Origin of the sequence: Nosocomiicoccus ampullae (assembly GCF_001696685.1) — a bacterium.
GTDB classification, from domain to species: domain Bacteria; phylum Bacillota; class Bacilli; order Staphylococcales; family Salinicoccaceae; genus Nosocomiicoccus; species Nosocomiicoccus ampullae_A.
In genome coordinates this window covers 82,794-97,915 of the sequence record NZ_MBFG01000005.1, presented here as the reverse complement: position 1 = coordinate 97,915, position 15,122 = coordinate 82,794, and the positions used below count along the sequence as shown (strand labels likewise).

Here is a 15,122-nt window from a genome sequence, read left to right as displayed (position 1 = left end):
CCTTTGTATATAAAATTATAATTAAAATAGCAATCATTTATCTGATCTATCAATTTATCAAGTTCATTCATATTGAAAATCCTAAGATAAAATGCATCTGATTTTCCGTATAATATCTCATTCTCTTCTAATTCACTCTTTGATGAATAATCAGCTATTTTTTTCATATCTTTAATATCATAATAGCCATATCTAATTAGATAGCTTTCATTAAAAATATAATCATAGAGTTCTGTGACCTCACTCATTAAATTCACCCCAAATGTAGCATAAATAATTATAATAATGAGAAAAGTAACTTCTCATATAGTGCGAAATACCTAAAGTTCTTTATCTTAATAGAAATTTAAGTCATACGTATCTAACACAAATTGAGGTATTAAAAACCGCGTTGTCATAAGTGGATCTACGACTTGACTGATTTGTGCCTGACCGACTGCGCTTAATAACATCGCAGCTTCATCTACTTCTAATTAAGTATTATTAGCTAAATAATGAACCGCTTGTTTTGTCGCTTCTTTAACTGACTCATCCAGCGTTTCTTTTGAAACGATAAATGAGAGTCCTTCACCGTATTTTACGATTGGATGATCGATTTCATTATCTTTAATCACTTCAACTTTTAAAACGGCAGAACCAGCAATTTCAACGCCTGTACCACAAATTTCACCATCTCCCATCGCACCGTGGAAATCTCCTAAGCAGAGTAACGCACCTTCTGTACGAACTGGGAAATAAACGACAGATTCTTCTTTAATAATCGTCGTATCCATATTTCCACCATGAGAATCTGGAGTCCCACAAGGTATTTCATCTTGTTCAGGAGCAACTCCAATAACACCAATCATCTTAGTAATTGGGAACGAAAGTTTATCGTTAAATATTACTTTATCATCTTTAATCTGTACAATCTTTTTAGTCATCTCAGTGAGTTCATCACCAAGCATTCCAATTCCTGGACCTGTTAAAAGCACACCTTGAATATCGATATTAATTTTTTCAATCGTTACTTTAAGCGTGTCACCTTTTTCAGCACCGTTGACAAAAATAGGTCCCGTTGCTGGATTCACTCTATCCCAGTCGAGTGAATCAATCATATCCGATTCCTTACGAATTTGGTTTGATAACCCATCAACCGTCTCAACTTCAATCGTTTCGCCACTATCAATAAACATCACCGGTTCGTGATCTTTAGAAAAAGAAAAAACAGTATTATCAGCAGAAAGTTTTTTCATCATCATCAAGCTCCTTTAATTGTAAACGCATTCATATTTTGACTTAAATGTATCATATACAGTTTAAAAAGGCAATTTAGAGGGTGAAGTGGTGGTTCGTGCTGTTTATTTAACAAAATAACTCACAAAATGTTAGATATCTGGATATATCTAACAAAAAGCAGTTGAAAAAACCAAAATTTGTTAATTATCCTGATATATCTAACAAAAACCGGGTCGAAAAACTAAAATATGTTAATTATCCGCGGATATCTAACAAAATCGCATAATTTATGTTAGATAAACGCCTAAATAACTAAAAGTTCATAATATTAAGCACCGTAATAAATGAATTTATTAAACCTAATTTATTACGATACTTTTATATGGTTTCTAAAATATTTGTCCAGTTTTCAGGAAAACCTAATTGAGTAATATCCACTTCTTCATACTCATTAAAAAGTTCTGAGATATTTGTTAATAGTATTTTCGTTAAAACTTTATCATTTAAAATTTTACAAATCACATAAATAGCTGCAAAAGTAGTATTGCCATATTTTATTTTCTTTCGATCCGCTTTTGATAGTTTAAAATGAATAGGTAAATGTCTGTTATATAGTCTACCAAAGTGCGCACAGATATTTCTTAAAGTAGATAAAGCATATAACCAGTTTCTAATATAAAAACGGTTGTTGTTAAAAGTAATTGCAATTCCATCTTGATCATTATCATGTAAGTTCGAGTATATTTTTGAAAGTAAACTGAATGAAGTGACTTCAATTACAACCCAAATTGGAAATATGGATTTATATTTTTCTTTATGATGAATAATAAATAGTTCTTTACTTCTATGTACTTCATGATTAATTTGAGTTCTCATATCGTTGAAATAGTCTAAATTTTTAAAGTTAGATTCATCTAGATATGATGTTGAACCATATTTATGGGCCAAATAGTAGGAGATTTTAGTACGAAAGGAAACTTCAATTTTCTCCAATAATGATAGTAATTCTAAACGTAACTTTCTATCAAATTCATACAATTTATATATATGATTAAATGAAGCACCTTCATAAAATATATCATTACTCTTTAAAGTTAAAGTATAGGCGCTAAAACGATAATAATTAATTTTACTAAGTATATCTATAGCATATGATTCATCTTCTATAATAAGTCCACGTTTTTTTAGTAAATCGATTTGTTCCTCATATGTTTTTGGTTGTTTAATGTGCATATTATCACCGTTTACCATAAGGTCCCCTCCCTACCTAGATATAAAAAAAGTCCCACCATGGTACGCATTGTTAAGAGGCGTGGTGGGTTCTGTTACTTATATAATAAGCTTTTTATTTCACTTTGTCTATACAAATGATTTTTATTTAAGAAGAAAAACCCCCTAAAACTAGGATTTCGTCTAGCTTTAGAGGGTGTGCGAATTAAATTTTATATTATGCGTTCGCCGCTTCTTTGTCTTTTACTAATTGTCCGCCACCGTCGTCTAAGTATTTTAGAATACCTTCTGACGCACGGTATGCGAGTGCACCGATTGTTGGTGTTGGGTGGTGTCCTCCGAATTGAGGGAATGCTGATCCACCGACTACGAATAGGTTGTCAACGTCCCACATTTGTAGGTAGTTGTTGACTGCTGAGTTCTCACTTGATTCACCCATGATAACTCCACCTGTGTAGTGTCCACCTTGATATTTGTGGTCAAATTCTTCTGGTACTTGGTCATCTTCGATGTGGTCTGCACCCATCGCTTCTAAGATTTCATGACATCTTTCTACACCGAACTTCGCGATGTTACGTTCGTTGTCACCAAACTTGTAAGTTACACGTAGTAACGGATCACCAAACTCATCTTTATAAGTTGGGTCTAAGTCTGTGTAGTTGTGGTAGTAAGATAAAGTACACGCAGAATACCAAACATGTAGCATACTGTATGCATATTTTAGTGACTCTTCCTTGAATTCTTTACCCCAATTTGGTGTGTCGCCTTTAATATTTTGTCCACTAGCGATCGCACCAAATCCGTATTGACGTAATTCGATACATCCACCACCGATGAAGTCTAAATCAGTGTGGTCAAAGTTATCCGCTTGATAGTCGTTTAAGCATGCACCAAGTGCTCCTGCACCCATGTATAAGTTAAACTTCTTATCGTCGAAGAATCCTCTTGCACCGTTGAATGAAGAGTTGTATTGACCGTTGAAGTTACGTCCAATTACACCTTTACGAGTTTTTGGATCGTACTGTTCACCGATATCTGAAAGCATAAGTAGACGGTTGTTAGAAATCGCAAATGCTGCAAGTACAACAACGTCTGCTGGTTGCTCATATTCTTCCCCAGTTACTAAGTCTGTATATAGAATACCTTCTGCTTTTTTAGAATCTTTGTTGTACAGTACTCTACGAGCAAGAGAGTTTGTACGTAATTCAAAGTTATCGTGTTTTAAAGCAGTTGGAATAACAGTTGCGAGTGGGTCAGATTTTGCACTGAAGTCACAGCCTGCACGTGTACAGAATGAACAGTACATACAAGCGTTCATTTTTTCTCCATCAGGGTTTTCATAGTTTTGAGACATGTTTCCTGATGCCATTTGGAACGGATGTAATCCGAGTTCTCTCGCTGCATCTTTAAATAATTTTAATGGAGGAGTTTCTTCCATCGGTGGGTTTGGCCATTCCATTTTACGTTCTGGAGCTAATGGATCTTGTTCTCCACCAATACCTGCTGTTTTCTCCCACATTTCATAATATGGCTCAAGCTCTTCGTAAGTAATTCCCCAGTCTTGAATCGACATTTCTTCAGGAATTTTATCTTTTCCGTAGCGCTCTTCAGTCATACTACGAATTTCAAAGTCATATGGCCAGTAACGATATGTACTACCTGCCCAGTGCACACTTGCTCCTCCGACGTTAACTCCTAATTGGAAGTCTTTCATCGTACGAACAGGTAACGCTGTTTCGTCCAATTCGTTACGTGACGTTACTGTGTCACCTTTTAAGTTTTGCATGATTTGGAAACGATTATCAAAACGAAGCTCGTCTTTTACACCGATATAGTCTTGTCGGTTTGCGTGTCCACCACGCTCTAGTGTAACTACTTTTTTACCAGCTTTCGCCATTTCAGCACTTACTACTCCACCAGCCCAGCCGGTACCTACGACTACTACGTCGACTTTATCTAATTTCTTAGCCATAAGTTACGCCTCCTCCTTGATAATCTCTTAAACTTTCAGGTTCGAGTTCTAAGAACTCTTCAGACATAATATCGTGTCCCCATCCCATACGAGGTCCTGGGTAACCGATCATCTTCCAACCTGCCATATCTCTATTTCCACCGTAAACCGGGTCAGAATACACACCTTCGATTACAAGGCTTCTTAATAATTCAAAGAATGCCTCTGAACGCATACCTGGCGTTTCAACTTCTCCCGCTTCAAATTGTTTTAAAATATCAATCATTTGTTTCTCTTCAAGTTCATGGAACTTTTTATCGTGTGCCTCTTGACTGACATCTGTTAATTTTCTTAAGCCGATAATCATCATCTCACCACGTGTAATTCTCTCTTGACGTCCGTGAGTGTCTGAACGCATCGGTTCAAATGGTCCAAAACGGTAGTCTGTTGCGTTGTGTCCGTAATGACCATACATTTGTCTATCGATGAAATATGGTACACCGAGTTCAGTTGCACCCGGTCCATTATCATCTTCTGGATAAATAATATCTGCAGCTGCAGCAAGATTTTTAAAGTCGTCTTGACGACTGAAGTATGTTCTCGCATCTTTAATTGGAAGTGATTCAGCCGATTGGCCGCCACCTTCACCAGAATCGCCTCCTCCGACAGTCGGTGCATCAGATTTACCGCCATCTAAGTTGAACCCAATGAGTCCACCAAGTAACGAACCACCGATAATACCACCAGTAGCAACACCTGTTGTCTTCAGGAAGTCACGTCTTGAAAACTGTTTTTCATTTTTGTTTTCAGCCATGATAATTTTCCCCCTTTACATTATCATATCTCTATTTTAACAACTTACATCTAAAATACAATACGATTAAGGTATTAAGTACTTAGAAAAGTTTACGGTTTCTATCTCCCCAAATTTGTCTTCGTCAATCACAAAGGATCCGTTTGAGTATTTGTCGGATAAACGAATATCCATTGCTTCAATACTAGTATGATCATTTTCATTAAATAAGAAAATCTTAAAGTTCCCTTTGTAAAGGGTAGCACGCACTACTTCATGCGGTTTTGACTTCACTGTTTTATATAACATTTTACCAACTTGACTACGTTTTCCGAGTTCGAATACGTCGATACTCGTACGTTTCACGGCTCCTCTATTCGTCACAGATAACAAGTAATCATTGTCTTTTACGAGTTGTCCTAATACTACTTTGTCGTCTTCTTTTAACGATATACCTTTAACACCTTTTGTTCGAAGACCAGTTTCTGATACTTCATCGATATTAAACATAAGTGAAATACCGTTTTTAGTTAATAACAATATGTTCGTATTGTCTGTTACAACATCCACGCTAACGACCGCGTCATCTTTACTTAAGTTGATCGCTGCAATCACACGATTGATACGTGTCATTTCGTGACCTTTTAACGTTGTTTTCTTCACTTGACCAAGTTTTGTCGTAATGACGATAGAAGCCGCTTCCTCAAACGACTCAATCGCATACGCAAACAGTGGATACTCATTACTTTCGATATTATATTTACTTGATAAATGTACGCCGTGGTCTTTCCAACGAATCTCTTCTAGTTCATGGACAGGGATTACCATATAATTACCTCGGTTTGTAAACACGAGTAACGTTTCTAGCGTATGTCCTTCTTTAAAGAACAGTAACTCATCGTCATCTTTCATACCGAGTTCTTCAAATGGACTCGCTCCAAAACTTCTCGGACTTGTACGCTTAATGTATCCGTCACGTGTCACAATAATTACTGTATCCTCTTCTCGAATTAACATCTCACGATTGACTTCAAGTGATTGTATCTTGTCTTCGATGACTGTTAAGCGCTCTGATTTGAATTGTTGTCTCACGTCACGTAACTCTTTTTTAATCACTTTTTTAAGCGTGTTTTCATCATCTATTATTTCTTTTAACATATTGATTTCGAATTCTAAATCGACATGTTCGTTTTCTAAATCGACGATATCCGTATTAGTTAATCGATATAACTGAAGCATGACGATTGCTTCTGCTTGTCGTTCAGTAAAATCATACGCGCTCATCAAGTTTTCTTTTGCATTCTTTTTATTTTCTGATTCACGTATAATTCGAATAACTTCGTCGAGTATCGATAACGCACGCATTAATCCTTCGATAATATGCATACGTTTTGACGCTGCATCGAGTAAATATTTAGAACGACGTAAAACGACGTCTTTTTGATGTGCGATATATGCTTCTAATATCTCTTTTAAACTTAGTAGTTTTGGTCGGCGATTATTAATTGCGACCATATTAAAGTTATACGACACTTGTAAATTCGTCTTTTTATATAAGTAATTGAGTATCGCATCGATATTTGAATCCTTACGTAATTCGATGATCACTCTTAAACCGTCACGGTCTGTTTCATCTCGCACTTCTAACATACCATCGACTTCTTTATCTAATATAATCTCATCGATCTTTTTAACAAGTGCTGCTTTATTTACTTCAAACGGTAATTCTGTAATGACTAAATGTACTTTGTCTCCACGTTTAGTTTCAACGTCGACTTTTGCACGCACGACAATTCTACCTTGTCCTGTTTCATATGCTTTTTGAAGTTCTTTTTTACCTTGAATAATCCCACCTGTTGGGAAATCAGGTCCCTGCATAATTTCAAGTAATTCACTTGTTTTTACAGTCGGTTTATCGATGACTTTTAGAGTGGCGTTAATGACTTCCTCTAAATTATGCGGTGGAATATCTGTTGCGTAACCCGCTGAAATACCAGTTGAACCATTCACTAATATATTTGGAAACTTTGACGGTAATACTGTCGGTTCTTTTGCCGTGTCGTCGAAGTTATCCATAAAGTCGACAGTATCTTTATCGATATCGTTTAATAACTCACCTGATAATTCAGACAGACGCGCTTCAGTATAGCGCATTGCTGCTGGTGGGTCTCCGTCGACTGAACCTTTGTTACCGTGGATTTGAACGAGCTCTTCACGCATCTTCCAGTCTTGACCTAAACGTACCATCGCGAGATATATACTCAATTCACCGTGTGGGTGGTAGTTACCAATTACGTTACCGACAGTTTTCGCAGATTTACGATATCCTTTGTTAAACGTATTTCCGTCTTTATACATCGCATATAAAATACGGCGCTGTACGGGTTTTAATCCGTCACGTACATCTGGAATCGCACGGTCTTGTATAACGTATTTACTATATCGACCAAAGCGGTCACCAATTACGTCTTCAAGTTTTAATTGTTGAATATGTTTATGCATAACTATCACCGTCCTCTAATATGTCAATACGATCACTATCGAGTATTGACGCGTCATCTTCTAACGTAAAGCTGACGTTCTCTTCAATCCAGTCACGTCTAATTTCAACGTTATCACCCATTAAAGTTGATACTCGTTTTAACGAAAGTGCCTCATCATCAATTAGAACTTGAATGAGTGTACGATTTTCTGGATCCATCGTCGTCTCCCAAAGCTGGTCTGCCATCATTTCCCCGAGACCTTTGTAGCGCTGAATTTCAACGTTATCACCGAGTTCTTCTTTCATTGCTTCAAGTTCCTCTTCTGTCCACACATATCGAGTCTCTTGTTTTTTACCACGTTTTTTCTCTAATTTAAATAACGGAGGTAACGCGATATACACTTTACCTGCATGTAAAAGTGGACGCATATAATTAAAGAAGAAAGTAAGAAGTAGCACTTGAATGTGTGCACCATCCGTATCTGCATCTGTCATAATGATCACTTTATCGTAGTTCACTTGATCGATATCAAACTCATTACCGACACCTGCTCCGATCGTATGGATAATCGTATTTATTTCTTCATTTTTAAAGATATCTTCAAAACGTGCGCGTTCTGTATTGATCACTTTACCTCTTAACGGTAAAATCGCTTGGAATTTTCTATCGCGTCCAAGTTTCGCCGAACCTCCTGCAGAGTCTCCCTCTACTAAAAAGAGTTCGTTTTTCTTTCTGTTTTTGCTTTGAGCTGGTGTTAACTTACCAGATAGTAAAACGTCACGACGTTTCGATTTTTTACCGTTACGCATCTCTTCACGTGCTTTACGTGCAGCGACACGTACTTGTCTAGCTTTAATTGCTTTTTTAACGAGTTCAGCTGATAAAACACCGTTCTCTTCTAAAATATATGGTAAATTCTCACTTAAAACGTGATCCATTAATTGTCTCGCTTCAGGTGTACCGAGCTTCCCTTTTGTTTGTCCTTCAAACTGAAGTAACTCTTCAGGAATTTTAACGGAAATGACAGCTGTTAGCCCTTCACGAATATCGTTACCTTCGAGGTTTTTGTCTTTATCTTTTAATTCGCCAATTTTACGCGCGAAATCATTAAAAATACGTGTAAATGATGATTTAAAGCCAACCTCGTGCGTACCGCCGTCTTTCGTACGGACATTGTTTACAAAACTCATGACCGTTTCTGAATACTGGTCGTTATATTGAAACGCAACATCTGCTTGCATACCGTTTAAATTACCGGAGAATGCGATCGGTGAACCAAAGTTTTCTTTACCTTCATGTAAGAAATTAATAAAAGAAAGTAAGCCGTCTTCGTAATGGAACAATTCATGTTTATCTGTATTTAAGTCGGTAATACTCACTTCTAGATTCTTTTCTAAAAATGCTGATTCTCTCATACGATCAACGATTGTCTCGAAATTAAATTGTGTACCCGTTTTAAAAATCGTACGATCTGGCTTAAACGTAACACGCGTTCCGGTTTGATTCGTATTGCCAATTTCTTTTAACGGCTCGTCAACTTCTCCACCGTTTTTAAATGACATACTATATCGTTTACCGTCTCTACATATTTCAAGTTCTAGCCATTCTGATAATGCGTTTACGACGGACGCACCAACACCATGAAGTCCTCCAGACGTTTTATATCCACCAGAGCCAAACTTACCTCCAGCGTGGAGGATAGTAAAAATAACTTCTGGCGTCGACTTACCACTTTGGTGCATGCCTGTCGGTAATCCACGTCCGTTATCACTCACAGTAATACTTCCATTTTTATTGATTGTAATTTCTATTTTATTACCATAGCCGTTAATAATTTCATCTACTGCGTTATCTGTAATCTCATATACTAAATGATGAAGACCTCTTGCGTCTGTAGATCCAACATACATACCTGGACGTTTACGAACTGCATCTAGGCCTTCTAATATTTGAATTGAGTCTTCTGAGTAATTTGAATGTGCCAACCGCGTACCTCCTACAAACATACGTTCGAATTAAAATCTCTTCTTATATTTTATAGTACTTCCCTCAATTTGAAAACCTCTAACATATTTTATAAGTTTACATAACATTATTATAGACGCTTCATTAATAATTATATACACACGAGCGAGATGTGTTAAAATATTATTACCTACTATTAAAAATGAGGGTGTCAAATGGAATTATCAACAATCGTTTTACTTATTGCTTCATATATTTTTGGCGCGATTCCGTTTGCTTACATTATTGGAAAAGTGTTTTATAACGTCGATATAAGACAACACGGAAGCGGTAATATCGGTACGACGAATACGTTTAGAATTCTAGGTAAGAAATCAGGGATTATCGTCTTAATATTAGACTTTTTAAAAGGTGCAATTCCAGTATATGTAGCAATGTGGATGAACGTAGATATACCGGTCATTATATTTGGATTATGTGCAGCACTTGGCCATGTATATTCTATATTTTTAAAGTTTAAAGGTGGAAAAGCTGTCGCAACTGGTGCCGGTGTGATCATGGCCGTTGCGCCTCTCATCTTTTTAATTATTTTACTCTGTTTTTTAATCGTCTTAACTGTATTCCACTACGTATCACTTGCAAGTGTATCTGGCGTAACGATGCTCTTTATACTATCGTTGTTTACAAATAACTTAGCACTTAAAATCGTATCAGGAATACTATTTATACTTATCGTCTTTAAACACATACCAAACATGAAGCGGATTAAAAACAAAACTGAACCAAAAGCATACTTATTCAAAAAGAAATAAAGGCCAAGACATAATGTCTTGGCCTTTTATACTTGGACGATTAATTTTTAAGTTTGTCTCTAAGTACCATTTGTAAGATACCACCGTTACGGTAGTAGTCTACTTCTACTTCAGAGTCAAATCTAACTTTAACATCGATATCTACAGTGCTTCCATCTTCTTTAGTCGCAGTGATTGTAATGATATCTCCTGGTTTAACATCTTCGTTTACAGGGATGTTAAACGTTTCGTTTCCTTCTAAACCGTAGTCTTCAGCGTGTTTACCTTCAACGAATTGAAGCGGTAATACACCCATCATAACTAAGTTAGAACGGTGAATTCTTTCGTATGATGCAGCAAGTACTGCTTTCACACCGAGTAAGTTTGTACCTTTAGCTGCCCAGTCACGGCTTGATCCCATTCCGTAGTCGTCACCAGCAAGTACAACTAAACCAGTGCCGTCTTCTTTATACTTCATAGCTGCGTCGTAAATACTCATTACTTCGCCAGTTGGCCAATAAGTTGTGTATCCACCTTCAGTTCCTGGTGCAACTTGGTTACGAATACGAATGTTCGCAAATGTTCCACGTACCATTACTTCATGGTTACCACGTCTAGAACCGTATGAGTTAAAGTCACGTGGTGATACACCTTGTTCAATTAACCATTTACCTGCTGGTGTATCTTTACCAATCGCACCTGCTGGAGAAATGTGGTCTGTCGTTACAGAGTCACCGAACTTCGCAAGAACTTTAAGGTCATTTAATGCTTCAACTTTGCCCGCTTCTTCTGGTAAATCTTCGAAGAATGTTGGGTTTTGAATATACGTTGAATCATCAGAGAAGTCGTATAATGGTGCATCTGTTACTTTAATGTTGTTCCACGTTTCGTTTGAAGTAAACACTGTCTCGTATTCACGTTTGAATAATTCTGGTGTTACTGTTTCATACACAGTATCTCTAACTTCTTGAATTGATGGCCAGATATCTTTCATAAATACGTCGTTACCGTCTTTATCTTGTCCAATCGGATCGTTATAAAGGTCGATATCAACTGTACCTGCTAAAGCGTAAGCAACTACGAGCTGTGGTGACGCTAAGTAGTTCGCTTTAACTAGTGGGTGGATACGCCCTTCAAAGTTACGGTTACCAGATAATACTGATGATACGAGCATGTCGTTTTCAGTAATTGCTTCTGTTACTTCGTCACGTAATGGACCTGAGTTACCGATACATGTCGTACAACCGTAACCAACAGTGTTAAACCCTAGCTTATCTAGATACTCTTGAAGACCTGAGTTTTCAAGGTAACCAGTAACTACTTTTGAACCTGGTGCAAGTGAAGTTTTCACGTGCTTAGGAACTGATAATCCTTTTTCCACTGCTTTTTTAGCAACTAATCCTGCACCTAACATTACGTACGGGTTAGATGTGTTCGTACAAGATGTAATCGCAGCGATGACTAAGTCACCTGTTTTAAGAGTTTCTTTTCCACCGTCGTTATACTCAACGTCGACTTTTTGGTCGAAGATTTCTTTAGAATATCCGTGACCGTGGTTACCGTTTTCTCTCGTTACAGAAGCTTCAAATTCTTCTTTCATTTTTGAAAGTAAGATTAAGTCTTGAGGACGTTTTGGTCCTGATAATGAAGGCTCTACTGTTGATAAATCTAGCTCAAGCACTTCAGAATATGTTGGTTCTTTATCTTTGTTAAAGAATAAGTCGTTTTCTTTTAAATACTGTTCAACTAATTCAATATGATCTTCAGAACGACCTGTCAGTCTTAAGTAGTTTAATGTTTCCTCATCGACTGGGAATAATGCGTTCGTTGCACCGTATTCTGGCGCCATGTTTGAAATCGTTGCACGGTCAGCAAGTGGTAAGTTTGATACCCCTTCACCGAAGTACTCAACGAATTTGCCAACAACGCCGTGCTCACGTAACATTTGAGTGATACGTAATGCTAAGTCTGTTGCTGTTGCACCTTCTGGTAATTGGTTTTTTAATTTAACCCCAATTACTTCAGGTAATGGGAAGTAACTTGGTTGACCGAGCATTCCTGCTTCAGCTTCGATACCACCAACACCCCATCCGAGCACTCCTAAACCGTTGATCATTGTCGTATGTGAGTCTGTACCAACGAGTGAGTCAGGGAAGATTACATTGTCACGGTCATGTACAACGTTTGCTAAGTACTCTAAGTTGACTTGGTGAACGATACCTGTTGCTGGCGGCACTGCTTGATAGTTATCAAACGCTTCAGCTGCCCAGCGTAAAAATTCGTAACGCTCTTTGTTTCTTTCAAATTCTAATTCCATGTTTTTAACGAGTGCACTGTGTGTGCCGTAAGAATCAACTTGTACTGAGTGGTCAATGACTAAGTCCACCGGTACTTCTGGGTTAATTTTTTGAATGTCACCGTTTTTGTCGTTCATCGCTTTACGTAATGACGCTAAGTCAACGACAGCTGGTACACCTGTAAAGTCTTGAAGAATTACACGTGATGGTTTAAACGGTACTTCTTTACCTTGTAAATCACCTTTGTCCCAGTTCGCAAGAGACTCGATATGTTTTTCTTGAATAGAATGTCCGTCATATTGACGTAAGACAGATTCTAATAACACACGAATAGAATATGGTAACTTTTCAACATCGCTATACCCAGCATCTGTTAAAGATCTGAGTGAGTAGTATGTCTTCTCAATTCCATTTACATTCAATGTGCGTTTTGCATTTTGTTGTAAATTGTTTGTCATAAAATTTCCCCCCGGAATATATACGTTAATTTAATTGTAACTGTTTACAGCTCATTTTGAAACATATAAACATTATTTTTCAATACGAACTACCTATATTTAAATATAAGATTTAGTTATGTAAAAGAATAAAACAATAACTATTCGTTTATTATGGATGTAAACATATACTTTTCATCATTTTAATGTATAATATATAAAGGTTTTAATTTAGGAGTGTATTTAATGATTAAAGAATTTAAAGAATTTATGATGCGCGGAAACGTATTAGATTTAGCAGTAGCGGTCGTAATCGGTGCAGCATTTGGTAAAATTGTAGATTCTCTCGTAGCGAATATTATCATGCCACTAATTGCATTAATATTTGGAAACACAGATTTCGCATCTGCATGGGAATGGAACGGTATCACTTACGGTGTGTTCATTCAATCGATTATCGACTTCTTAATCATCGGTTTTGCTGTGTTTATGTTTATTAAAATCGTAAACAAAGCTACATTCGGTGCATTCGAAGAAAAAGAAGAAGAACCTGCAGTTGCTGAAGAAGTATTATTATTACGTGAAATCTTAGAAGAACTTAAACTTCAAGACGCTAAAGAAGAACAAAAATATTTACGTGAAGAAGATTAAAAAATTATCCCAAATTAGTATTTACTAATTTGGGATTTTTTTATTTGTTAGAAAAGTGTTGTTTAATATAACTGATGAAATATAAACTACCTGTACAAAGTAACACATCACCATCAAACTGATCGACAAATTTTATATAGTCATCGACTTGTTTTAAATTCGGATGATTCACTGCATTATAAATGTCTTGAACTGGTTTTTTACGATAAAAATCAAATTCAGTCACGACAAATTCATCTGCAATCGATGCGAGTTCGTCGACCATATATTGAATTGGTTTTCCGTCGACACATGAAAATAGAACTGTAATCTTTCTATCCGCATAGTTTTCTTTGATAGTTTTAATTAAAACATCAACCGCTTCTTTATTATGCGCTCCGTCTATAATAATCGTCGGATCTTCTTGTAATACTTCGATTCGCCCGACCCACGTGACGTTTTCTACACCGTGGACTGTTTTATTCATATCTAAATTTACAATGTCTAATTCATGCATTTCAAGAAGTGCTGCAAGTGCTAAGCTCGCATTTTGCATTTGATGGTGTCCGAGCATTTTTAACTGTATATCGTTAAAATCATAATCGTTATATTTAAACGAAAACTCCTGTTCATTATCTAGTAAAATAATATCTCTTCCGAGCTCTATACCTTTCGCATGATTTTCTTCTAATACTTTGTAAATGACTTGTTTTGATTCAGTATCGTCAACAAAATACACAAGCGGAGTATCTTCTTTAATGACCCCAGCTTTGTCTTTCGTAATTTCAACGAGGGTCTCTCCTAATATATCTGTATGATCTTTACCGATACTCGTTAAAATAGTCATGACTGGTTTAAACACATTTGTTGAGTCATGTGTTGCTCCTATTCCCGCTTCAACTACTACGATATCTACTGGATGGACATTACCGAAATACACAAACATCATCGCCGTAATAATTTCAAATTCTGTCGCTTGTCCAAGTTCAGTTTCTTCAGCCATTCGTTCACTCACAGGACGTACGATATTGGCAACGTGTGCGAGATCTTCGTTAGAAATCGGCGTACCGTCGATTGAAATGCGTTCATTGAACACTTCAATATAAGGCGAAGTAAACGTTCCAACTGAATACTCATTTTCATTTAACGCACTTCGTATATACGATACGACAGAACCTTTACCGTTCGTACCGACGACATGTACGCCTGTAATATTGTCTTGTGGGTTATCTAGTTCATTCAGCATCCAAACCATGCGTTTAACGCCTGGTTTGATGCCGAATTTTCCTCTATTGTGTATCCATTCTAACGTCTCATCATAATTCAT

The 15,122-nt window shown here is 36.8% G+C and carries 10 protein-coding genes and 1 pseudogene; 2 read left to right on the top strand and 9 right to left on the bottom strand.

Annotation, left to right across the window (positions count from 1 at the left end):
• The 7 genes and pseudogenes from BBS29_RS08425 to parE all read right to left on the bottom strand — a co-directional run.
• Positions 1–248 (bottom strand): annotated as a pseudogene (locus BBS29_RS08425) (hypothetical protein); the annotation flags it as partial.
• Positions 249–473: 225 nt separating this feature from the next.
• On the bottom strand, positions 474–1,238 hold the full coding sequence (locus tag BBS29_RS04465) for an acetamidase/formamidase family protein (RefSeq protein WP_218836836.1): 765 nt from the start codon (positions 1,236–1,238) through the stop codon (positions 474–476).
• Between the two features lie 358 nt (positions 1,239–1,596).
• Positions 1,597–2,469: an Abi family protein gene (locus BBS29_RS04460; RefSeq protein ID WP_084778844.1), complete on the bottom strand. Its 873-nt coding sequence runs from the start codon at positions 2,467–2,469 to the stop codon at positions 1,597–1,599.
• 196 nt (positions 2,470–2,665) lie between these two features.
• Positions 2,666–4,420: a GMC family oxidoreductase gene (locus tag BBS29_RS04455; RefSeq protein ID WP_068129396.1), complete on the bottom strand. Its 1,755-nt coding sequence runs from the start codon at positions 4,418–4,420 to the stop codon at positions 2,666–2,668.
• The gene (locus tag BBS29_RS04450) at positions 4,413–5,213 is read right to left on the bottom strand and encodes a gluconate 2-dehydrogenase subunit 3 family protein (protein ID WP_068129394.1); all 801 of its coding nucleotides are present in this window, start codon (positions 5,211–5,213) and stop codon (positions 4,413–4,415) included. Before BBS29_RS04450 ends, BBS29_RS04455 begins: the two co-directional genes overlap by 8 nt.
• A 66-nt stretch (positions 5,214–5,279) precedes the next feature.
• Complete coding sequence (gene parC, locus BBS29_RS04445; RefSeq protein ID WP_068129392.1) at positions 5,280–7,694, bottom strand: DNA topoisomerase IV subunit A; 2,415 nt, start codon at positions 7,692–7,694, stop codon at positions 5,280–5,282.
• Positions 7,687–9,660 (bottom strand): DNA topoisomerase IV subunit B, encoded by a 1,974-nt coding sequence (gene parE / locus BBS29_RS04440; RefSeq protein ID WP_373554034.1) that lies wholly within the window; start codon positions 9,658–9,660, stop codon positions 7,687–7,689. The genes parC and parE overlap by 8 nt, the downstream gene beginning before the upstream one ends.
• Positions 9,661–9,855: 195 nt before the next feature.
• Between parE and plsY the strand changes: the two genes are divergently transcribed.
• The gene (gene plsY, locus BBS29_RS04435; RefSeq protein ID WP_068129389.1) at positions 9,856–10,452 is read left to right on the top strand and encodes a glycerol-3-phosphate 1-O-acyltransferase PlsY; all 597 of its coding nucleotides are present in this window, start codon (positions 9,856–9,858) and stop codon (positions 10,450–10,452) included.
• 40 nt (positions 10,453–10,492) lie between these two features.
• Here the strand turns inward: plsY and acnA are convergent, their stop codons facing one another.
• Positions 10,493–13,186 (bottom strand): aconitate hydratase AcnA, encoded by a 2,694-nt coding sequence (gene acnA / locus BBS29_RS04430; protein WP_068129387.1) that lies wholly within the window; start codon positions 13,184–13,186, stop codon positions 10,493–10,495.
• Positions 13,187–13,411: 225 nt separating this feature from the next.
• Between acnA and mscL the strand changes: the two genes are divergently transcribed.
• Entirely contained in the window at positions 13,412–13,816 is a 405-nt protein-coding gene (gene mscL / locus BBS29_RS04425; RefSeq protein ID WP_068129385.1) for a large conductance mechanosensitive channel protein MscL, read from the top strand.
• Between the two features lie 40 nt (positions 13,817–13,856).
• Here the strand turns inward: mscL and BBS29_RS04420 are convergent, their stop codons facing one another.
• The gene (locus BBS29_RS04420; protein ID WP_068129384.1) at positions 13,857–15,122 is read right to left on the bottom strand and encodes a bifunctional folylpolyglutamate synthase/dihydrofolate synthase; all 1,266 of its coding nucleotides are present in this window, start codon (positions 15,120–15,122) and stop codon (positions 13,857–13,859) included.